This is a genomic window from Desulfobotulus mexicanus, assembly GCF_006175995.1.
Lineage (GTDB): Bacteria > Desulfobacterota > Desulfobacteria > Desulfobacterales > ASO4-4 > Desulfobotulus > Desulfobotulus mexicanus.
Genome location: NZ_VDMB01000006.1, coordinates 1 through 23,172 on the forward strand (window position 1 = coordinate 1; position 23,172 = coordinate 23,172).

At 49.3% G+C, this 23,172-nt stretch carries 14 protein-coding genes; 4 read left to right on the forward strand and 10 right to left on the reverse strand.

Annotation, left to right across the window (positions count from 1 at the left end; translation table 11 throughout):
- Window positions 1–92 precede the first annotated feature (92 nt).
- The 3 genes from FIM25_RS06295 to FIM25_RS17045 all read left to right on the forward strand — a co-directional run bounded on the left by FIM25_RS06295 (window position 93) and on the right by FIM25_RS17045 (window position 2,979).
- Complete coding sequence (locus FIM25_RS06295) at window positions 93–920, forward strand: transposase (RefSeq protein ID WP_139447447.1); 828 nt, start codon at window positions 93–95, stop codon at window positions 918–920.
- Window positions 921–1,051: 131 nt separating this feature from the next.
- Window positions 1,052–2,593, forward strand: a complete 1,542-nt coding sequence (locus FIM25_RS06300) for an ATP-binding protein (protein ID WP_139447449.1) — start codon at window positions 1,052–1,054, stop codon at window positions 2,591–2,593.
- A 212-nt stretch (window positions 2,594–2,805) separates the two neighbouring features.
- On the forward strand, window positions 2,806–2,979 hold the full coding sequence (locus FIM25_RS17045) for a hypothetical protein (RefSeq protein ID WP_179953204.1): 174 nt from the start codon (window positions 2,806–2,808) through the stop codon (window positions 2,977–2,979).
- Between the two features lie 344 nt (window positions 2,980–3,323).
- Here FIM25_RS17045 and FIM25_RS06305 read toward each other — a convergent pair whose 3' ends face one another.
- The 5 genes from FIM25_RS06305 to FIM25_RS06325 form a co-directional block, all read right to left on the reverse strand.
- Window positions 3,324–5,051: a transposase gene (locus tag FIM25_RS06305; protein ID WP_139447451.1), complete on the reverse strand. Its 1,728-nt coding sequence runs from the start codon at window positions 5,049–5,051 to the stop codon at window positions 3,324–3,326.
- Between the two features lie 207 nt (window positions 5,052–5,258).
- Window positions 5,259–6,998: an ABC transporter permease subunit gene (locus FIM25_RS06310; RefSeq protein ID WP_139447453.1), complete on the reverse strand. Its 1,740-nt coding sequence runs from the start codon at window positions 6,996–6,998 to the stop codon at window positions 5,259–5,261.
- The gene (locus FIM25_RS06315; RefSeq protein ID WP_139447455.1) at window positions 6,989–8,023 is read right to left on the reverse strand and encodes an ABC transporter ATP-binding protein; all 1,035 of its coding nucleotides are present in this window, start codon (window positions 8,021–8,023) and stop codon (window positions 6,989–6,991) included. Before FIM25_RS06315 ends, FIM25_RS06310 begins: the two co-directional genes overlap by 10 nt.
- Before the next feature lie 66 nt (window positions 8,024–8,089).
- A complete protein-coding gene (locus tag FIM25_RS06320; RefSeq protein ID WP_218961316.1) occupies window positions 8,090–9,121 on the reverse strand; it encodes an ABC transporter substrate-binding protein in 1,032 nt (343 codons plus the stop codon).
- Window positions 9,122–9,342: 221 nt separating this feature from the next.
- Window positions 9,343–9,774: a TraR/DksA family transcriptional regulator gene (locus FIM25_RS06325; protein WP_179953205.1), complete on the reverse strand. Its 432-nt coding sequence runs from the start codon at window positions 9,772–9,774 to the stop codon at window positions 9,343–9,345.
- A gap of 262 nt (window positions 9,775–10,036) precedes the next feature.
- Between FIM25_RS06325 and FIM25_RS06330 the strand changes: the two genes are divergently transcribed.
- Window positions 10,037–11,734, forward strand: a complete 1,698-nt coding sequence (locus tag FIM25_RS06330) for a methyl-accepting chemotaxis protein (RefSeq protein WP_139447459.1) — start codon at window positions 10,037–10,039, stop codon at window positions 11,732–11,734.
- Here FIM25_RS06330 and FIM25_RS06335 read toward each other — a convergent pair.
- The 5 genes from FIM25_RS06335 to FIM25_RS06355 form a co-directional block, all read right to left on the reverse strand.
- Window positions 11,704–12,177, reverse strand: coding sequence for a YaiI/YqxD family protein (locus FIM25_RS06335; RefSeq protein WP_139447461.1), 474 nt, complete (start codon window positions 12,175–12,177; stop codon window positions 11,704–11,706). The two genes, FIM25_RS06330 and FIM25_RS06335, sit on opposite strands and share 31 nt — an antisense overlap.
- Window positions 12,178–12,298: 121 nt before the next feature.
- Complete coding sequence (locus tag FIM25_RS06340; RefSeq protein ID WP_139447463.1) at window positions 12,299–12,823, reverse strand: DUF2937 family protein; 525 nt, start codon at window positions 12,821–12,823, stop codon at window positions 12,299–12,301.
- 137 nt (window positions 12,824–12,960) lie between these two features.
- On the reverse strand, window positions 12,961–14,088 hold the full coding sequence (locus FIM25_RS06345; protein ID WP_179953206.1) for a hypothetical protein: 1,128 nt from the start codon (window positions 14,086–14,088) through the stop codon (window positions 12,961–12,963).
- Between the two features lie 12 nt (window positions 14,089–14,100).
- Window positions 14,101–16,200 carry a DUF1538 domain-containing protein gene (locus FIM25_RS06350; protein ID WP_179953207.1) on the reverse strand — a complete coding sequence of 700 codons (2,100 nt, stop codon included), beginning with the start codon at window positions 16,198–16,200 and terminating at the stop codon, window positions 14,101–14,103.
- A 156-nt stretch (window positions 16,201–16,356) separates the two neighbouring features.
- On the reverse strand, window positions 16,357–22,773 hold the full coding sequence (locus FIM25_RS06355; protein WP_139447470.1) for a response regulator: 6,417 nt from the start codon (window positions 22,771–22,773) through the stop codon (window positions 16,357–16,359).
- Window positions 22,774–23,172: the final 399 nt, after the last annotated feature.

Consider the following 23,172-nt stretch of genomic DNA (forward strand, 5'->3'; position numbering starts at 1 on the left):
GTAAAGAGGTATCGTCCCAGTCACTGCAAAACCCATCCGATCCGGATGCCACCTACTGCGGTCATAAGGGTAAAGGGTTCCAGGTACAGGTCATGGAGACCTACTCACCGRACAAAAGTCAGCCAGATCTGATTACCCACGTCAAAGTTGAAGCCGCCCATGAAAATGATGCCAATGCCCTGCTGCCAGCCATCGAGGATGTGGCGGAACGGAACTTGATYCCGACAGAGCTTTTGGCCGATTCTCTCTATGGCAGTGATGAAAACCTGGCAAAGGCTAAAGAGCTTGGAGTCGAAATTGTCTCCCCGGCTATGGGCAAAACTCCGGCGGGTTTCAGTTTGACCGAATTCTCGTTTTCGGATGCAGACGAGATGATTGCCTRCCCTGAAGGCCAGAAGCCTAAAAAGATCAAGAACGGTAAGAATGATGGCAAGATTGTTCACTTCGATAAGGTCACCTGTGAAGGTTGCCCGAGGCAATCCGACTGTCCTGTAAAAATTTTAAAGAACAGTGCAACCATTAAGTATGACGACAAAGTTTTACGTCTGGCCAGACGAAGAGTGGTGGAAAAAACGGAGGGTTTTCGAGATGTCTACCGATTYCGTTCCGGCGTCGAGGCAACCATGTCCGACCTTGACCGCATGACTGGAATAAAACATCTGCGGATCAGGGGAATGACAAGGGTCAGGGTTGCAGCGGTACTCAAAGTGACAGGATTAAACATCCTGAGGGCAACTGCGTTCAGAAATCGCCTCAAAAGGGTAAAAAGGCGAGGTGAGGGGGCAAACACCCTTAAATTTGCCCTTCATAAGATTGTCAAAGAGCGCATTTTGCATCTACCAGACTCGATTCATCAATTTGTAAGGATATTTTTGTCCCGGAACAATCTTTTCAACTTTTCCTCACAAAATATGGCTTGAGACTTTTTGCGAGTGCATCAATGGTAACTTTTTTTTTATGCCCCACTGTGCAAGAATGATTTCCTTGAGGATTTATTAAAATAAAATTGTTTACTAAAGGTTTATGACGACTAAAAAACGATGGTGAAACAATGAAAAAACTACCCATAGGCATATCCAATTTAAAAGAATTTGCAGAAAACAATTATTGCTATGCAGATAAAACAAAACACATCAGGCAACTTACAGACAATGGAAAATATTATTTTCTTTCAAGGCCGAGAAGATTTGGAAAAAGTCTTTTTGCAGACACTTTAAGGGAAGCCTTCCGGGGCAACAAAGATCTTTTTAAGGGTCTTTATCTTGAAAACAACTGGGACTGGTCACAAAAATATCCTGTGATTTTCTTAAGTTTCGGTGGGGGAGTAATTAAGGAGCGTGAAGATCTTGACCGGAAAATTGATTTTTTGCTTGAAAAATCAATGCGGGAATATTCTATTAAAATTGACTGCAATTCTGTAAGGGAAAAATTCAGTCGGTTAATTGAGCTGCTTAATGAAAAATTCAACAAAAGAGTCGTAATCATAGTAGATGAATACGATAAGCCGATTTTAGATAATATTACAAACAAAGACAAAGCCCTTGAGGTAAGGGAAGGCCTGAAAAATATCTATTCCGTAATAAAAGACAGCGATGCCTATGTACAATTTGCTTTTTTAACAGGTGTAAGCAAATTTTCAAAGGTCAGTCTTTTTTCAGGACTTAATAATCTGCAGGATATCACCCTTGATAAAAGGTATTCAGATATATGCGGATATACGGAAAACGAGCTTGAAACAGTATTTAAAGAACGGCTTGAAGGCTTAAGCAGAGAACGCATAAAAAAATGGTACAATGGTTACAATTTTTCTGGAATTTCTGTGTACAATCCATTTGATATACTTTTGTTTCTGGATACAAAAGAATTTAATAACTTCTGGTTTGAAACAGCAACCCCAACCTTTTTAATAGATATTTTAAAAGAAAAAAAATACCTTATACCCAACCTTGAAAAACTATATGCAACAGAAGCACTTCTTGGAAGTTTTGACATAGACTTTATTGAGCTTGAAACAATTTTATTTCAGACAGGATACCTGACAATAAAGGATTCTTATAATCTTGGTTCAAGAAAAATGTATGAGCTTTCATTTCCAAACCATGAAGTAAAAATGAGTTTGACAGAATTTATACTTGGATACTTTATAAGCAGTCCTAAAATCCAGATAGATTCGGGAATGAAGCTTTACAGACTCATTGAAGCAAACAAAATAGATGAATTAAAAGATCTATTTTACACATTTTTTGCATCAATCCCCCATGACTGGTACAGAAAAAATGAGCTTTCAGGATATGAGGGCTATTATGCGTCAATTTTTTACTGCTATTTTGCTTCCATAGGCCTTGATGTAAGAGCTGAAGATACAACCAATCAGGGCAGACTTGATATGAGCGTTAAGTTTGAAGACAGGGTATATGTTTTTGAGTTCAAGGTAAAAAGGCTTTCACAAAATAACAAATCAGCACTTGGTCAGATAAAAGATAAAAAATATTATGAAAAATTTATTTCAGATTTTAAGGATATTTATCTTATCGGTGTTGAGTTTGACAGTGAGACCAGAAACATTACCTGCTTTGAATGGGAAAAAGTCTGAAATAATAAGTGCTTGTTACTTACTCCAATACTGATATCATCCAGAATACAAAATCCATGGATTGTGGTTCTGCTGATATCTCTGGCTTCCAGGGTAAAGCCATCCAGGGTCTGTCGTTTTATCAAAACGCTTTTACCAGCAGCAGCCCCTTCCAGTACAAAGGCGTAAAGGCCTAGCAGAATCTCATCACCATCCTGAAGAAGGGTGGGCCTATGAATCTGTTTTCCATTCACATAGGTGCGGCAAGGCTAGGGCTGAAGTTTGAAAGAGATTTCAAGTTTAGGGGTCCATTTTGGGCTTTAGAAACCATAACATTAAAGAGAAAAAGAAGGGTCCAGAGCAGCCCAGCCAGCAGGTATCCTGAAATAACAATTAAAAAATTCTGATTCCAACCGACAGACATTCTGAAAAAAATATTTAAAAATACTGATTACTGAGTCCAGGGGAATCCCGATCCATTAAATTTTTAAAATAGTTTTTCTGCATGGCAGCTTCTGGCCCCCACCCTTGCGCCCCCGCCCCCGGATACAGCCACGGTTCTTGGAAACTCTTTTTCTCTTTAATGATTTTTTCCTGACCTTCTCCCGGTTCATTCTGATTGCCCGTCACTCTGCAAGGACCACAAAATAACGACAGAGGGCAGACAACGAACTGTATTACAGTCATCCTATAACAATATATTTACAATCAAATTCATAGCAAATATATTATGATGCACTCGCAAAAAGTCTCAAGCCATATTTTGTGAGGAAAAGTTGAAAAGATTGTTCCGGGACAAAAATATCCTTACAAATTGATGAATCGAGTCTGGTAGATGCAAAATGCGCTCTTTGACAATCTTATGAAGGGCAAATTTAAGGGTGTTTGCCCCCTCACCTCGCCTTTTTACCCTTTTGAGGCGATTTCTGAACGCAGTTGCCCTCAGGATGTTTAATCCTGTCACTTTGAGTACCGCTGCAACCCTGACCCTTGTCATTCCCCTGATCCGCAGATGTTTTATTCCAGTCATGCGGTCAAGGTCGGACATGGTTGCCTCGACGCCGGAACGRAATCGGTAGACATCTCGAAAACCCTCCGTTTTTTCCACCACTCTTCGTCTGGCCAGACGTAAAACTTTGTCGTYATACTTAATRGTTGCACTGTTCTTTAAAATTTTTACAGGACAGTCGGATTGCCTCGGGCAACCTTCACAGGTRACCTTATCGAAGTGAACAATCTTGCCATCATTCTTACCGTTCTTGATCTTTTTAGGCTTCTGGCCTTCAGGGYAGGCAATCATCTCGTCTGCATCCGAAAACGAGAATTCGGTCAAACTGAAACCCGCCGGAGTTTTGCCCATAGCCGGGGAGACAATTTCGACTCCAAGCTCTTTAGCCTTTGCCAGGTTTTCATCACTGCCATAGAGAGAATCGGCCAAAAGCTCTGTCGGRATCAAGTTCCGTTCCGCCACATCCTCGATKGCTGGCAGCAGGGCATTGGCATCATTTTCATGGGCGGCTTCAACTTTGACGTGGGTAATCAGATCTGGCTGACTTTTGTYCGGTGAGTRGGTYTCCATGACCTGTACCTGGAACCCTTTACCMTTATGACCGCAGTAGGTGGCATCCGGATCGGATGGGTTTTGCAGTGACTGGGACGATACCTCTTTACTGGGTTTGATAACCACCTTCGTGGTGTCATCATTCTTTTCGACTACACATTGCTCGCTGAACATCCGCACCAAAAGCTTATAAGAGGCCATGGAAGCAACGGCTTCATGATCTTTGAACCGTTCCACCAGAAGAAAGCAGTCGTTGCCAAGTTGCTCAAGGGTGCGGGATGCATCGCTGGGCTTGACAGCAAACAGACCATCATTTTTTGCTTCATAGCAGGTGGCAAGCTCATCAAGGGAATGGTAAAGATCAGGATGGTGTCGTTTGAGATTGATGAGAAACTTCCGGTGAGTTCTGACAAATAAACGGATCCGTCCCAGGTGGGCCATGTTGGAAAAGATATGCACCGAATCCAGGCGCTGTTTTGATGTATCCAGACTGAACAAWTTTTGCAGTGTCTCTGAGATATTTTCAAAAAGTGCCTGTTCAAGCCCAAGCTGCCCGATTTTATCCCTCAGGCCCCAAAGGGTTCGGTGAGCCACATAGCAGCTGGAGTCGGAAGGGTCTGTAATGTTCAGTGCATAGTGCCACTCGATATTAAGGGCATATTGCCGAATCGCCTGATCATCAGTCAGATCCTCCATCTGCTGTAACAAAACAAGTCCGAGCATGGCATGGAGTTCYTTGGTAGGCCGACCCTTVCCGTCGTCAAAGAGATGAAACAGTTTCTTGACCGGAAGTCTGTGGAGGATTTCTTCACGAAACAGATGCGCCCATGATGACTCCAGAAGAGCCAGCCTCTTTGGACCAAGATGCTCAAACGGRCTGAACATGTCGTACTGTTTGTGGTCTTTGACGTAGATCATGCAAAATCCTTATAATAGATTAATATCACAGGATATATGTAACAAAAACGGCTCCTTGAATCAATAGCAAAACCACATCAAGACAACAAATTTAAAAGGTTATGGAATTTTGTTTTTTTGCGAGTCCATCGTATTTAATTAAATAAATATTTTATCTTCAATGCTGGATGGTTTTCACGGCTCTGTCTTTATTTTATGCCCGGAAACTTAACGGATCAAAGAAATATGCCTGTACCCGAAGGCATTTAGCAGAAGCCTTGCCACCAGCAGCACACCCACCACTACGGCCATGATGCATACGGAAAATGCGGCCGCCTGATTCACAGCACCCCGATCTTCCAGCATCAAAACAGAAACGGCCGCCACCTGCGTGGAAGGCGTTATGAGAAAAATCACCGCACTGAGGGTCACCATGCTTCGCATGAAGAAAAACACCGCCACCCCCACAAGGGTGGGCCACATCAGGGGCAGGGTGATTCTGCGCAGGGTCCTTATGAAAGACCCGCCCAGAGCGGCGGAAGCCTCATCATAGGTTCCTGCTATCTGTTTCATGCTGGTGGAAGCGATGAGAAAACCCTGGGCATGGTAATGATAAACATTACAAATGGCTAAAAGCAGAAGAGAACCATAGAGCATGGAAACGGGACTGGAAGGATGGTTAAAGGCCAGCACATAGCCAAGGCCCAGCACCATGCCGGGAATGGCTGCGGGTGCAATGCAGAGAAAATACAAAGGTCCGTCCATGAATGTGCGGCAGCGTTCCGTAACCCATGCACCCAGACCCGCAACAATCACACCGATACCTGCAGCCATCAGCCCGATATAAATACTGTTCCACAGGGGAGCAATGCCATTTTGCACATCAAAATTGTAGTGACGCAGGGAAAACTCCATGCGATAGGGCCACAGATGGGTAAAGCTTGCAAAAATCACCACTCCCACCACTGCGAGAATGACAGATGCCATGGGAAGAACAAAGCTGCCAAAGGCAAGATCCCTTGGGAGATGGGGCTGAATCTCTAAAGGCTGGGCACGGTCGGAGATCTCCATATTTCCACCTCGTGTCAGCCACTTTTCCAGTCCAACAGCCAGTGCCACGGGCAGCAACAGAATCATGCCGATGACCGCGCCCAGCTCAAAGTTTGCCTGTCCTATCACCTGATTATATACTTCCGTTGCCAGTACACTGTAATCTCCGCCAATAACCATGGGATTGCCGAAATCCGTCATTACCAGAGTGAACACCACAAATCCCGATGCCATGACGGCAAAGCGGGTGGAAGGCAGGGTTACTTTCAGAAAGGTTCTGACACTGCCTGCCCCCAGAATGCGGGAGGATTCGTAAAGGCGGTTATCCGCCATGGCAAGGGAGGCGGAAAAAATGAGAAAGGCATAGGGAAACACATAGAGAACACTGGCAATGACAATTCCCCAGTATCCGTAAATGGAAAAATCCGTGCCAAAGGTGCGGTTGATCAGGCCATTGCGGCCCAGCAGAAGAACCAGCCCCTGGGCCTGAACCAGAGAGGGAGCAAACACCGGAATCAGGGCAAGAAGTCGGAAAAAATTTTTAAAGGGAATACGGGTTCTCTGTATGGCATAGGCATAGATATAGGCCAGAATGAGGGTAATTCCCGTTGTCATCAGGGTAACGGCAAAACTGTTGTACACAAGACCCAAAAAACGTGATGTTCCCATAACGGAAATATAGTTGCCAAAACCCGTGCCCTCGGGAGTCTGAAAACTGCGGCCAAGGATATGCACCATGGGGTAAAGTACAAAAAGAACAAGGGGCAGCGCCACCAGCAGAGGCATCAGTCCCTTGAGCAGAGCTTCTCCATCCATCTGTTTCATTTTCTGTACAAAAACAGCAGGGGTAATCATCGTCAACATCCTGCGGGGAAACAGTCTTGGGGAAGGTTCTTCTTCCTGTCGAATCAATGCCATTCCAGTACCCTCACATTTTCCGGCTGAACGCAGAGCGGCAGGCTGGCACCCACTTCCAGTCCATCCCCCATGCCCTGCAATTCCGATACAATCGTAAAATCTTTTTCCCCACCCATAATATTTCCCACCCGCAGGCTCACGCGGGTAAGGTTACCCAGCCTTACCACCTGATCCACAACACCGTTGAAAGTGCCTTCTTCCCTGCTGCAACAGGCAATCTGCACATCTTCGGGACGAATCCCAATGACCCTTGGCCTGCTGCCCTCTGCAGCCACATGGCTTTGAACGGGTATTTCCTTCTGGGCAGGAAGAACATTCATTTTGCCGATAAACTGCGCCACAAAGGAGTTTTCCGGTTTTCTGTAAATGTCCATGGGAGTTCCCGTCTGCATCACCCTGCCGTCTTTCATCACCATTACCCTGTCGGCCATGGAAAGGGCTTCCTCCTGATCATGGGTTACCATGATGCTGGTGATTTTCAGATGCTGCTGCACCCGCCGTATTTCTTCCTGCAGCTCTTCCCTTACCTGTGCATCCAATGCGGAAAGGGGTTCATCCAGAAGCAGAAGGGAAGGTTCCGGCGCAAGCGCCCTTGCCAGAGCCACCCGCTGCTGCTGCCCGCCCGAAAGCTGGTGGGGAAGTTTACGGGCATGGTCCCCAAGATGCACAAGGGCAAGCATTTCCTCCACCCTTGTTCTGATTTTCGCCCCCGGCCACCTGCGACACTCAAGCCCGTAAGCCACATTGGCGGCAACACTTAAATTGGGAAAAAGGGAATAGGACTGAAATACCACACCGAAATTTCGTTTTCTTGCGGGAAGGGATGATAAATCCCTGCCATCCAGATATATGCTGCCCCCATCGGCAGATTCAAGGCCTGCTATTATTCTCAACAGGGTTGTTTTGCCGCAGCCAGAAGGGCCAAGAAAACAGATCATTTCTCCTGTTTCAACGCTTAAGGATACGCCATCCAGCGCCTTCATCCCCCCGAAGAACTTGCTTATTTTCCGTATTTCCAAAGACATGCTTATCCCTTCCATCGCAAAACAAAAAAGCTGCACAGGCAAAAAGCCCGTACAGCTCTGATTTTTCTAGCGTTCCAGCCGCTGCTGCCAGGTATTGAGAATCCGGTCCCTGTTTGTCGCAGACCAGTCAAAATCCATGTCCACCATCACAGAGCCTATATCTTCGGGAAGACCGGCTGCCACAAAGTTCTTTGGCATGGTGCCACCACTTACGGTAACGATTTCTTTCCACTTATAGTATTCATTTACCGCATTGGCAGAAAGTGCCCAGTCAATGAAACGCTTTGCATCCTTCTTGTTGCGGGAGGATTTCATGAGCCCTGTGGCTTCCAGCTCATTGCCGGCACCTTCTGAAGGAATGACCATGGTAATGGGAAATCCTTCATCAATGTTTTTGATGGCCCGAAGGGCAAAGGAGGCACCCACGGCAAATTCACCAGCACTGGCCGCATTACAGGGCCGGGAACCGCTTTTGATATACTGGGCAATATTTTTGTCCAAAGCTTCCAGATAACGCCAGCCTCTCTCCTCTCCCTTCATCTGCAGGATGGAGGCAATCTGAAGATAACCGGTACCGGAGCTGGCAGGGTTAGGCATGACCACTTCACCCTTGAATTTGGGCTTCAGCAAATCTTCCCATGAGGTGGGCATGGGCAGGTTTCTGCGTTTCAGTACTTCATTGTTCACGCAAAAAGCAGCCATGTATCCTGTGGTGGCAAACCAGCGGTTCTTTGCATCCCTGAACCGTGCGGGTACCTTTTCAATGCCTTGCGGCTGGTAGGATTCCAGCATGTTAAGAATCCGGGGATCGACCATGTTGGTTACAGCCCAGCCCCAGATTACATCGTGGCGGGGATTGGCGGATTCCGCCAGCATGCGGGCATGGAGATCTCCTGTGGAAAGACGCAGCATATTCACTTTGATATCCGGCAGATCCCGCCGGGCAGCGGCAAGAAAGGCTGCTGCCTCATCTTCCTCATAGGAGGTATACACGGTGATTTCACCCGCATGTACAACGGTGGCAGGCAGAAAGACACCCATCATTCCTGCTGCCGCAAACAGACATACCATAAAGGATTTTATTCCCCAGAACTTCATCCGGACACTCCGCTGTAAAGGTTTTCATCAGGAAAAGGAACAGGCTTTTGCCTGTTTTTTTCCGCCAGTATCGGAAGGCACCTTACGCAGGAATTGTCAGGATAAAATATGGTTTCTGTTTGTTTTTTGTGAGCAAAAATGCCCTTTTTCATGGAAAAAGGGCTGACGGAAAACAAGGCTACTGAAATCAGGGGCTTACGCCATCCAGCTTCCCTTAAATATCAACCGCAAAGCAGGGCCATATACCCTGCATTTGACTCCCTGAACTCCTGAGCCTCCACACTGAAAAGGGCATCAGGAAGAGCCAGCATTCTGGGAATACCTATGGGTTCACCCGTCAGGCAGCAATATCCGTAATCCCCTTCCTCAATAAGACGAAGGGCTTCGGTGTTTCTGTCCAGCACTTCCCTGAAACGGGCCTGCACCCTAAGTTCCTGCTCCCTCCATGTTTCGCATATGCTGCGATCCACCATATCGGAAACCCTTACCATATCCGCTTCACGGATCTCCCTGAGCCGTATGCGGGCCTCCTGCACCAGCAAATCCCGCTGTTCCATCAGGCGTTCCCGAAACCACGCCTTCTGCCGTTCATTCATATAAGGCTCATCTTCATAGAGCTGATACGCATCGAGAACAATCATGGATAAAGCCATCTTCATGCTCCTTTCCTAAAATATTATTTTCCCGATTCTGCCAGCATGAAGATAGAAAAACCATGTTCAGGGAGTATAAGGGTCTGATTAAAATCTGGTCATTCCTGCATTCTCTCCTGCCCACGCATGGGAGCAGCCTTCAGGATCTTTTCACAAACTTCTAACACATTTCTCATTCTTCCTGCTCCTTGATGGCCTAAGTGTCCGCAGAGCTCTTTCCTATGATGCTCTAAGATATCTTCATGACTATTAAGGAGAAGAAATGCGGATAGCAGGAAAAATTCAGCTTCTTGTGGGAAGCGTGCTGGTACTTTGCCTCACAATCGCTGCCGGACTGACTTTCCGGGGACTTCACTCCCTTGAAACCATGTCCCTCAATGCCATGGAGTCTCAGCTCATGGATGAAAGGCAGCGACAGCTAGAAGATCTGACCGCTGCCGCTGCCCACATTGTATCCACGGCCAGTTTTTATACGGATGCGGTGAATGCCCTTTCGCCCATGCGTTTTGGCGCACAGGGTCAGGATGGTTTCTGGGTGATGGATACGGCGGGCATGCTCTATGTTTCTGCCAGCCTTCCTGAGCTTACGGGCAAGGTACAGAAGGGGCATTTTCAAGACAGCCATGGCCGCTATATGGTAGATGAAATTCTGGAAGCGGCAGCCACCTCGGAAACCGGCTTCCTCTCCTTTTCCTTTGAAAAGGACGGCCATATTGCGGAAAAACTGCTGGCCTACCGGCTGGTGCCTGAATGGGACTGGATTGTCTGTGCTGATTTGTGGATGGATGATATCAAAGGGCATCTGGATGCCCGGCGCATGGAACATGGCAATGCCGTTTTCCAGACAGGAAAATCCATGGCCGGAACAGGTCTTGTGCTGGGTATAACGCTTTTTATTTTTGTCCGGTGGATGACAGCCCGCATTTTTGGACCCCTCCGGGAAACGGCATACCGTTTCCGTGAAGTTGCCGAAGGCGGTGGCGATCTTACGGCCAGCGTAAAGGTCTGGACCCGTGATGAAGTGGGGCGGATGGCAAAGGCCTTCAATGCCTTTCTCGGGATGCTGCGTAAACAGGTGGGAGCCATAGGGTTCATTGCACAGAGCATCCAAAGGGAAGCCGTGGCCTTCAGCCATGTGGGCCGGGAGCTTGCAGAAACATCCCAGGCCGTGGAAAAAGGCACTTGCGGGCTTGCAAAACAGATGGGCCATATGAAAGAAGAAATGGCCTCCGTAACGCAGGCCATGCTTTCCGTGGAATCGGATACCCATAAAGTTCGTGGAATTGCAGACAAGCTGAAAGAAGCCGTGGGCCTTGTGGCTGTTCAGAGCGAAAAGGTACTGAACACAACAAAAATCACCCTTTCCCGTTCAGAAACCGCCAGCCAGCGTATGCAGAAACTGGGAGGAGCAGCCGCCAGTATTCATCGAGTGGTGGATCTGATAACAGATATTGCGGATAAAACCCACCTGCTGGCTTTAAATGCCACCATAGAATCCGCAAGGGCCGGAGCAGCAGGCAGGGGCTTTGCCGTAGTGGCTTCAGAGATCAAGGAACTTTCCAGAAAAACTTCCGAGGCCACCGGAGAAATCCGGGGAAGGCTCAATGAAATCCTCAGTACAGCAGGGGAAGCCGGTGAAGAAATCAGTGGCATTGTGGGTGTGGCGGAAGAACTTGAAACCATGATGCAAGCCATGGCGGCAGATATGCAAAGCCGCCAGCATCAGGCGGTGGATCTCAGCACAGCCATGGCAGGCATTGGTCAGGGGGTTGACAGGGTGAAGGAAAGCATTGGCCGCACCCTTGAAAATACGGAAAAAATGGCAGAAGAGGTGGAAAAGGTAGGCCATACCGCAGCCCACCTCCAGAAAAACAGCAATGCCGTGGGCAACTCCGTCAGTATTCTCGAAACCCTTTCTCTGGATCTGGGTCAAAGGATGGGGCGTTTTGTGGTGAGCTGACGCCGGATCGCCTGAATCATCTCGTCAAATTTCTGGAGAAAACGGGATCGATCCTTTGGTCCCATGGGCTTTGGCCCGCCGGTGATTTCTCCGGCTCCCCGCAGCTCCGCAAGGAGGTTGCGGCTGGCAACCACATCCCCGATATTGCTTTCCGTAAAGGCTTTTCCACCGGGACCAAGGACGGAGGCATTTTTTGCAATGCAACGGGCGGCAAGGAGTATGTCGGCGGTTACGAGGATATCAAAGTCTTGTATTTTCTCAACTATCCAGTCGTCCGCCTCATCAAAACGTCCCCCCACCACCTGAAGAGTGATTCCCTTTTCACGGGGAATCCGCATGGAAGTATTGGCAACCAGAGTTACCGGAAGATCGTAGCGACGGGCAACCCGGTAGATTTCTTCCTTTACCGGGCAGGCGTCAGCATCCACAAAGATATGAAGCACCTAAAACCTCTCTTTTTATAAAAATATGGCTATGCTTTTTTCTGCATAAGACAATAAATTCTGATCAGCACTCTGACTCAGCCATTGATTCCCAGCCCTGTTCTGTCCGGAAGAAAAGGAGTCACCCCTTTTTCTTTGATATTTTAAGGGTCTTTCGGAAAAGAATAAGAAAAACCGACAAGAGCATCTCCAGAAAAAGGGCTGTGACAAGACCTGCCGCAAGACCCGCAAACACAGCATCCGTATCTAACCGGATAACATGGGTGTAGGTTTCAAAAACACTATCGCGTACGTCCTTTACCGGCCTGAGAAGCACATGACAAATGGCATTGAACCGGCTTTTTCTGAAATCAATAAGGGCCTTTTCAAGAAGATTTTTCCTTGCACTGATGGCGGCAATATTACCGCCGCCATCCTGAAAAACAGGATCTCCGGTTTTATCGTAATGGTCAATGAGGCGACCAAGATCCCCTTCAAAGTAACGGTCCGCATCCTTTTGAAAAAGTGCAAGACTGCGCATGGATTCCTGAAGACGAAACTCCAGGCTTTTGCCGTAGGCATCCAGAAAACCTGGAATCTGGATACCAAAAAGCACCCCAGCCATAAAAAGAATAAGGCGGGCATAGGCATAAAGTTTCATCATCATTGCCCCACTACTCCGTATAGTCTGCTGCAATTTTATCAAAAATCAAATTATCAGAATGCAGCCTCCACCCCCAAGAATAAGAACAGGCTAGCGGATGCCATGAAAAAACACAGTTCTTTCTTCAAAAACCGCTCCCTTTACTGCCCGGCATCACCCAGAAAGGTACAAGCCTTTGGAACCAGACTGATCTGCACCTCGCCTGCGGCTTCTTCCATAAAAAGCCCCGCCTGTCTGAGGGCCTCCAGCACCTCCTCCACCTGATTTTCGCCTATGGTCATCACACTGATCTCCCTCGCCGGACTGACTTTAGACTGGGACTTTTCCAGATCTATGTGTTTTAAAAGACTTAAGGTGGCTCCCCCGGCACCGGCTTCCATGGCCCTGCGGGTAAAGGCCTCCCCTAAACCCTCGTTGCAGATCATGGAAAAATTCACAAGACCTGTGAGAAATCTCCGCAAAGCAGGTTTTGCCGATGGATTCAGGGATTTTCTGCGCCACTCCGTATTCCCCCGGATTTCATCCAGGGCGGCTACAATCTGCTCGATGCTGGCCGCCTGACTGGCAGGACCTGCGGCAAAGCGGGTATTGAGAATCCCCATGGACACGGGAGAAAGACTGATGAAGCCCTTGCCCGGCTGATCCAGAGACCCTGCCTGAATCATCCTGTCCATAACCGTCTCTGCATGGGCTTCATCCACCACCAGAGTGGTAATTTCCTTTTCCGCAGGAATCAGAACACGCCACAGCCCCAGCCGATTGCGCAATCCTGTCCCTGTACCGAAGGTGATGGCGGGCACCCCCGTTCCCGTGCGCAGGCCGATTTCAGCCACCCGGTTCCCCTCCCCCTGCTGGGTGATGCAGCGGATGGCCATCAGATCCGAAGCCATGAGCTGGGGGGCAGATTCCGGAAGGGACAGCGGCAAGGGAGGCAGGGAGAGAAAGGAAGCGGGAATCCGGATATCCTCGGCATAGAGGGTCCCCCTGCCCGGAATGTCCATGCGCAGACGGGCCGCAAAGAACTCTATGACCGCCCTTGCCTGTCCGGAAGCCACCACAAAGGAAAAAATCTGTATGGGATCTTCCAGAAGGGCATTTTTTCCAAAAAAAAGATTCCGGAACCCACCCCCTGGCCTCAGCATCACACCGCGGCCCATTTCGCAGGTCAGATGACTGATCCCGATGTCATGGGCTGCGGCCAGCACATCCTTTGCAAAAACCTTATCCATGCTGGCAGTAATCCGAGTGCAGGAACAATTGTCTTCCATGGCAAACCTTTCTCAGGCCACAGGGCTCTGGAGCATGGCCTGTTTGCGCATCCGGATCAGAAGACCAACGGCAAGCACGCAGACAATGGGATACACGAAGGCACAGGCCAGAATGCCAAAACCTTCCACAGCTCCCACCTGGGAGCTGATGCCAAGCCCCATGGACAGGACGAGGGGAACGGTAATAGGTCCTGTGGTCACACCGGCACTGTCCCAGCCGATATTGACAAACTCTTCTGTGGAAAACCAGGTCAGAACCAGAAGCAAAAGGTAGGGTGGGACAATAAGATAGAGGAGGGGAACCCCCCAGATGATCTTCACCACACCCACGCTGATCCCAATCCCCACACCAACAGCAACTGTCTGCATGAGCAAAGATTTTCTAAAGGCTCCAACGGTGAGAGTCTCCACCGTCAGCCCGAGGGCATTTAGGGCGGGTTCCGCAAGGGTGGCCCCGTAACCCATGACAAAGGCAAAGAGCAGCACCACAATGAATCCCGCAGGATGCCCATCATGCCCGAACATAGGTCCCTTTGCGGGCACAAAGGTATAACGGCCGGTTTCAGCATCCAGCCTCTCCTTTTCAAAGGGAACCTGCACATAGCCGCCGTTGAGGTTGGCATAGAAAAAACGGGTCTTTTCTCCCCCGGGCCCCAGAGCCGTATGGATAAGGCCCTCATCAAAATGGGGCAGAATACGGGTCTGCTCCACCAGCTCAATACGCTTAAAGGATGCGGGAAGCGCGCCTCCCACCTGATTACCCAGCCGGGAAAGCCCCATCTCAATGCCCACATTGAATAAAAACATGCCCAAAGTCGCAAAAAACAGCCCCAGAACAATTTCATCCGCACGGGGAAGCTTTTCCCGGAGCCAGCCTACCAGTACAAGAATCAGAAAGAGGGAAAGGGGAACAATGGCCTGTACACTCTCAATTCCGTTACGCAGCAGAAAAGCCCCCGTATCCGGACGCACTGCCATCCCCGAATATTCGGCCACGGCCCTGCGAACGGCCTCACTGCTCCCGAAAATCTCCATGCGCTGCTCCGGACTGCCCTGGGAAACGGCCCACTTTTCCAATGAGGATCTCTCATTGCTTCCGAATATCCGCCTTCTCAACTCCCCGTCCTCCTGAAGGGTCTTCAAAAAGGCCTGCATTTCTTCCCTCCCACCCAGAAGACTCAACTGGGAGGCTTCGCTGGCGTTTTTAAGGGCATAGGCCCGAAGGTCAGTCTCGTCCTCAAAAAGAAAAAGCACCTTTTCCCGGTTTTCAGAGCTGAAAAAAGCCTCCTGGGACATGGGAGACGGTACGGCAGGTAAAAAGAAAAGGCCAAGGAAGAGCACCGTAAAAACAGGGATCAGAGAGGCCAGGGTCACCACCCCGAAACCACCGCCATCGACACCTCCCCTGCTCACCACACGGCAGATCCCCATTCCCAGGGCCAGCACAAGGGGAACTGTCACAGGCCCTGTGGTGGCTCCCCCCGCATCCCAGGCCAGACTTAAAAGGGGATGCATGTTGGCGTCATAAAAAGACCAGAGGGAAAAGAAAAGCAGGAAACCTACGCTGATATACAAAAAAGGCTTCAGTGACCACTGATACATGAAACGCAGCATCCCCAGCACCACGGCAAGCCCGACACCGACCCCCACCGCATGGCGCAGGGCTTCGGCATGCTTATTCAGAAGAAGAAAAAGAAGGGGAGCATCCCAGGCCTTGATAAAAGCTCCTGTGAGCTGCAGCACACCAATGGCCGGTTCGGCAAAGGTAACCCCCAGCCCAAGAATAAAGGCAAAGAGCAGAATCACCCCAAGCCCCGATTTCTGGGGCAGGCGAATACCAATGGCATCACCCAGCGGCATTAGGCCCAGAAACAGCCCCTCCATGAAAAAAGCTAAACCCACCACGATGATGGCAATACCCAAAGCCACGGTGGCGCTTTCCGCCACGGGGATTCCCAGCACAAGGGTCTGAAAGGCCACAAGATAAAGGACAATGAGGGCTATGGCCTGCACCTGCTCCATGATTTTTTTTCTCACATGGGGAAGCAGAAGGCCCATCTTCTCCTGAAAACGCAGTTTCACCCGTACCACGGACTCTCTTTCTTTTTCCATCATCTGCCCCTTGAAAAAATACCTGCAAAACAGAAGAACCTGCCCTGAAAAGAGAACTTTGATCCCTCAGCCCAGCCCCTGGCTTCGAGAGTCTCAGCCACCATCCAGAGGGTGCCATAAGATATTTCTATTTCAGGAAATAAACCAAGCTCTTTATCAGCCGTATGTCTTCAGGATTTCCAGAAGTTCCGTTTTTTTGAAGGGTTTAGCCATGTATGCGGTGCATCCGGCATCAAGAAGCTCCTCTTCCATAGCCTTCAGAGCGTGGGCAGTAAGGACGATAATGGGAGTTTCATCCTTTCCCTTTTCCCTTTCCCACTGCCGGATATATCTTGCGGCTTCAAACCCGTCCATGACGGGCATCTCCTTGTCCATGAAGACCAGATCAAAGGAGCCTTCCTTAAATTTTTCAAGACCGGCAAGTCCGTTGGCCGCCATTTCAAGCCTGTGGGGTGTATGCTTCAGATTAACGGCAAAAAGGGTCTGATTGATCGCATTATCCTCCACCAGCAGAATGGAAAGGGGCCGCAGGCATTCTTCAAAAGCCCCCTCACCTTCCGACCGGACAGAGACTTTCTCTTTTGGCCTTAAATCTGCCCCTGAAAAAACTTCCTTCAAATCATCACGCTTCACAGGCTTTACCAGTTTTACGGGAATACCGAGCTTGCTGGCCTTTGCAATCTGATCAGAAATATGATCTGAAGTAAGCAGTATTGCGGTATTGCCAAGATCTCCATAACGCTCCAGTATTTTCTCAGCCGTCCTGAACCCATCCATACCCGGCATGTGGGCATCCAGAATAATATAGTCAAAGGATCTGGCAGAAAGGGCTTCCAGTACAGCGTCTCCACTTTCAACGCTACAAACCTCTGCTCCCAATTCCCCAAGCATCCCCCCAATAATTTTTCTGCTGCACCCATGGTCATCAGCAAGGAGAACAGAAAGACCATCTACCCGGAAATCCGCTGATTTTCCAAGATCTGTGTCTGTATCAAAAAGAGAAGTGAAGCTAAAAATGCTCCCCCTGCCGGGTTCGCTTTCTACCCAGATATTTCCCCCCATGGCTTCCACAAGCTTTTTGCAAATGGAAAGGCCAAGGCCAGTACCTCCATATTTGCGGGTGGTGGCGGCATCGGCCTGCTGAAAATCCTGAAACAGTCTCCCTTGCGCTTCTTCAGAAATCCCTATTCCTGAATCCTTAACGGTGAAAAGGATTTCCACCTTCTCCCCCCGGCTCTGCTCCCGCACTTCCACCAGAATCTCACCCGCATCGGTGAATTTTACAGCATTACCGATCAAATTGGTCAACACCTGACGCAGACGGTTAGGGTCACCAAAAACCTGCAAAGGCACTTTTCGATGGATGTCACAGAGAAACTCGATCTTTTTTTCATGCACCTTAAGGGCCAGCACCTCGCATACCGTTTCAACCATATCCTTGAGATTGAAGGAAATCCTTTCCAGATCAAGCTTTCCTGCCTCCACCTTTGAAAGATCAAGGATATCATTGATGAGATGGATAAGGCTCTCCCCGGCGTTTCGGATAATATCCACAAAGCGTTTCTGCTCATGGTCCAGCCTTGTTTCCCACAGAAGATCGGCCATACCCATAATGGCACCCATTGGTGTTCTGATCTCATGGCTCATATCCGCAAGAAAACGGCTCTTGGCCTGATTGGCCGCTTCGGCGGATTCCTTGGCAATCCTGAAGGCCTCAGCTTCCTTCCTTGCGGTGATATCCTCAAGAATCCCCTGTATATAAAGGGGATTTTGACTGGCATCATAAATCAGGCCCGCTGTCAGGGACACCTGCATGATTTCCCCGTTTTTTCTGTACATTTCCGTTTCAAAATTCCGTACAATGCCATATTTCTGAAGAAGCCCCACAAAGTCGCTGCGTTTTTCAGGATTTACATACTGCTTTCTCGCATCACTATGCTTTTCCAGAGCTTCTTCCATGGAGCTATATCCGTATATTTTTGCCATGGCCGGGTTGATGGTCAGGATGCGGCCTCCCAGAGTGGCCTGAAAAATCCCCACGGCCACATGCTCAAAGATCCCCCGATATTTTTTTTCCGATTCATGAAGCTTTCTGTAAAGCCTTGCATTTTCGATGGAAATGGCGGCCTGAGCACAAAGCATATTCAGAATCTGTACACGATCCCGTGTAAAAACCCCTTTAGCCCCGTTGTTTTCAAGGTAGAGAAGCCCCGTCAGCTTTCCCTGCTGGAGAATGGGCAGACAGAGAAGGGATAAGAGCTTTTTGTAAACAACCTGGGTATCATGGGCAAAAATACCCTCACCCGAGGCATTTTCCAGCACAAGCTCCCTGCCAGTGCGCGCCGTGTAATAAACAATGGAAGGAACAAGGGCATCGCAGGCATCCAGCGCAAGTCCATCGGGAAAAACCAGAGGTTCGGAATCGGCGAAAACAAGGGCTTCCACCATGAGCCTGTCCCCTTCCTTCAGGATCAGGGCACCCTGCTGGGCTCCGGCGTTTTCAATAAGATGCCCCATGATTTTTTTCAGAAGCTTTGTATAATCCACCTCGCCCGAAAGGGCCTGGGAGATTTTTACTATGCTCATGAGATCCAGAGCTTCTCCTCCGGCATCTAAGGAACTGGAGGAGATGGAAGAGATCCGGCCCAACCGCCTTTCCGATAACGCAAGCCCTGCCAGAATGCCAGGATGGCGGCGCTCCATGGCCTCGGTCCTGATTCTGGCTCCCCAGAGGGTATAAGCATAATGGGCTTCTTTCATGTACAGACCCGCAGGCTTCTCATCTCCCTGCTCCATGAAAAATTCCCCATAAAGCTCATTGGCCAGAGCCTCATCCTGAAGAAAAGCGTTAGTCCGGGCCAACCGGATAGCCTCCCTGTAATGGCCCATGGCCTGAAGGATCTGCCCTCGGATACGGCAACGCTCTGCCTCAATAAGATGCCAGCGGTGCAGGTGGTTCATGGGGGCATGTATTGCCCATTTCTTTATTTTTTTCTGATTGCTTGCCACCTTCCTTAAAAACCGCCTTTTTTCTGAGCCCTTAAGGGAAGGCACCCTGCCCAGCCGGATCAGGGAATCATAAAAAAAGAAAAAGGGCAGGGCAAAGGTAGATCGGGCACCCGCAAGATTCTTTTCTACTATTTCCGCACTCTCCACTGCCCTGCAAAGATCACCGGCAAAATAAGCCTGTACGGTAAGGTTCAGATGTCTGTGGAAAAGCGGCATGGTTTCTCCGCTTTCAAGCGGCTGTAATTCCGAGACTTTTTGACAAAAATCCGCCTCATCCGCTTCTTTATCTTTACCCATGAGCAACAGGGCCGTCCTGTAGTAGTCATCAATGACATGCAGGGGAATGGTCTGGCGGATGCCCGAAGTTATGGCCCGATACTGCTGTATCTGATGCACCAGCATTTCCAGAGGCTTTCCCGCTGCATAAAGATGCAGGCAATAAACCATGGCGGACAGGGCCGCAAACTCAAAATCTCCCCTGTCAAGACAGATACGGGAGGCCCTCGCCAACTCATCCAGAGTGCCGTCTAAGGGCTCTTTCCAGTGCCGGATAAAAGCATTGCAGACAAAGACAGCCCGCCCCTCAATCTCAGTTGCATGGAGCTTTTCCACAAGCTGCAAAGCCAGCCTTCCAAAATCATTGCCCTTCTCAACCTCGCCCATCACTCCGCAGAGAATGAGTCCGTAACCGGCAAAGACATAGGGGGCCTCCCGGGAAAGACCATGCTTCAGAAGAAGGGCAATCCTTCTGAAAGAAAGCAGCGGAGAAAGCCGTGGCATTACCAGATAAGCGGTGGGAGCCAGCATGGTCATGATCCGGAGAACGGCCTCCTTTGCAGGGTCCTCCATGGCAGGAAGGGCCAGAAGATCCTCCATGGATCTGCCCGCCAGAAGGTATCGGGTCTGTAAAAGGCCCATGAGCAGATGGGGGGCTGCCGGATCTGAAGGAAGCTTAACACCTAATCGTTTAAGAAAGGAAAGGGCGATTTCTATGGTTTTAAGGGGCTGATTCCTTGCTGTAAAGGCATGCATGCGGATAATCACTATGCCGGTCTGATCCAGAAGGCTAGGGGCATTCTCTGTGACCATCCGGGTCATGGCCTCCATGTCTTCATAGTGGCCTGTAAGGTAAAAGGCCTCTGCGGCTGCCGTATAAAGGGAAAGGGTAAGGTCATACTGCTTTTCCCAAGGGGATTCAGGAAGCCAGAAAAGACCATGCTGGAAATAGTCCAAGGCCGCATCAAAGGCCGCAGACGCTCTGGCCCTGCGTCCGGCGGCAAGGTTTAAGGCACTGAGTCCTTCCCCTTCTCCGGCAGCGTCCGGACAGTCACGCCCGAGATTGAAATGGTTCACGATCTCAAAAAGACGCTCCTCCTGCCCCTTTGGAGAAAGGGAAGTCCGCAGAAGACGCCCCACCCGGACATGCACCGCTTTTTTATAAATCTCCGGAATCATGGAACCTGCGGCCTGCTGCACCCGGTCATGGAGAAAACGGTAACGACTTGAAACACCTTCTTTTTCATGGAAAAACCCCTCCGCCGAAAACACGGTTCCTGTAAATGGGCCGGGAATATCCCCTGTTGCCATCACAAGCCCCGCCTTCAGGGCGGGCCACAGCTCCGAAATGGTTTCGGGCAAGGTTTTTTCCCGGACAATGGAAAGCACTTCAAGGTCAAAGCTGCCGCCGATACAGGCGGCAAGCTGTAAAATTTCCTGGGTTTCTTCGGGAAGCTTCCCAAGCCTTGCCACCATGAGGTCAATGACGTTATCCGTCATCCCAAGGCTTTCTATCCCAAAAAGATCCCAGACCCAGCGCCTGTTTTCCCTGTTAAAGACAAGAAGCTTTTCAAGATAAAGGGTTTCAAGGAACTGGTTGAGGAAAAAGGGATTGCCCTGGGTTTTTCTCAGGCAGAGTTCCGCAAGGGGCTTGACCTCCCCTCTTTCGCAATGGAGGGTATCGACAAGGAGTTCTTCCACGGAGGCAGAGCTCAGGGGATTGAGAACCAAGGTCTCAACACGCACACCCGCCTTCCTGATATTCTCCAGAACGGCCGACAGAGGATGGTGTTCATCCACATCTTTATCCCGATAGGCAGCAATGAAAAAAAGATGCCTGATACCTGGACCGGTCATCAGGTATTCCAGAAGACTTAAGGATGCGGAATCCGCCCACTGCATATCATCAAGAAAAATGAAAAGGGGATGGCCTTCACAGGTCAAAGCCCGGAGAAAACCCTGAAACACATGGCAAAAACGATTTCTCGTTTCAGGGGCAGACAGCTCAGGAACAGGGGGCTGGGAACCGATGAGCAATACCAGCTCAGGAATGACATCCGTCATCACACAGCCATTGTTTCCCAAAGCTTCAAGGATATTTTTCCGCCAGCCCCCCAGCACTTCTTCCTTTTCCGTTAAAAGAGTCAGAATCAGGTTTCGAAGGGCTTCCAGTATGGGGGCATAGGGCACACTGCGTTTTAAGGGATCAAATTTACCCTCAATGAAAGATCCCCCCTTCTCCAGCCCGTGTTTCCGGATTTCACGGACAAGGGCGGATTTTCCCATACCGGCAGGACCACTCACAAGCAGGATGCCCGTCCTCTGGTAAGGGTCGTTGAACATTTCAAGAGCTTTTCCCAGAGCCTCGCTGCGCCCATAGAGTTTCTGGGAAATTTCAAAGCTTTCAAAAAGATCCTCTCCACCGGGTAGAAAATCATCGATTCGCCCCTTTGCCTGTAACTGATCCAGGCAGTTCTGAAGATCCGCCACAATCCCTGAAACGGACTGGTACCTGTCTTCCGCCATTTTAGCCATGAGCTTCAGGATCACAGCGGAGAGGGCCTCCGGGATATCCGGCCTGAGCTTGTGGGGCGGAAGGGGCATTTTTGCGATGTGGCTGTGTACAAGCTCTAAGGGGTCTTCGAAATCAAAGGGAAAGCGGCCTATGAACATATAGTAAAAGGTTGCCCCAAGGGCGTAAAAATCACTGCGGTAATCCACTGCCCGGCCCATGCGTCCGGTCTGCTCCGGAGACATGCAGACAAGGGTTCCCTCCAGTACATTGGGATTCAGGACGGCCTGATGCTCACGGGAAAGCTCCGTGGAAACGCCGTAATCAATAAATCGAAGGGTTTTTGTTTCCGGATTGTAAAGAATATTGGAAGGATTGATGTCCTTGTGGATCACCTGCTGCCCGTGGATACGTCCCAGATTTTCAGCGATGCGGATGGAAAGGGTTAGAAGTTCTTCAAGATCCGTGCTGTGGGAGGTAAGGAAGGCCTCCAGGGTCTCTCCCCCGAAATCCTCCTGCACCATGGCATGGGAATTCCCGAACCTTTCAAAGCCCAGAATCCTTATGCCCCCATGATCGGAGAGCTTTAGCCCGATCTCATATTCCTGCCTGAAGCGGGCGATTTCTTCAGGGGACGGGTACTCCCGGTTCAGACATTTAAGGATAACGGAAAGGGCATCCGACTCCCTTGTGGCACGGTAAATGATTGAACGGGCGCTCTGGAACAGAAGCTCCCGGATCTGATACCCTGAAATGTTCTGCCATTTTTCATCCATTATAGACCTTTTGTGGGACAGACTTTTTGTGACTGCCGGAAAAAAGGGAGGGAGAGGAAGTCAAAAAAATAATGGACTTATGATACACCAGATCCCATCATCTATGCAATCGGACTTGCGGCAGAGGGATTCTTGCAAGGTACTCCATAAACAGGCAAAGCCCCTTTTTCCAAACTTCATTCCAAAGAACTAACTGGTGAACCATGCAGCGCTAACACCCTAAATGCCAAAACCAATACATATTTTTTATACCCTTTTTTGCAGGAATATTACCCAGCATGCTACCAACTCTCCTTATCTCAAGCCTGAAGGTGAAAGACACCGCTTTCAATATTTTCTGTAAACTATCGTAACAAAATGAAAAAACCTTGAAAAACCTGCCCTTTACTGGTATGAAGA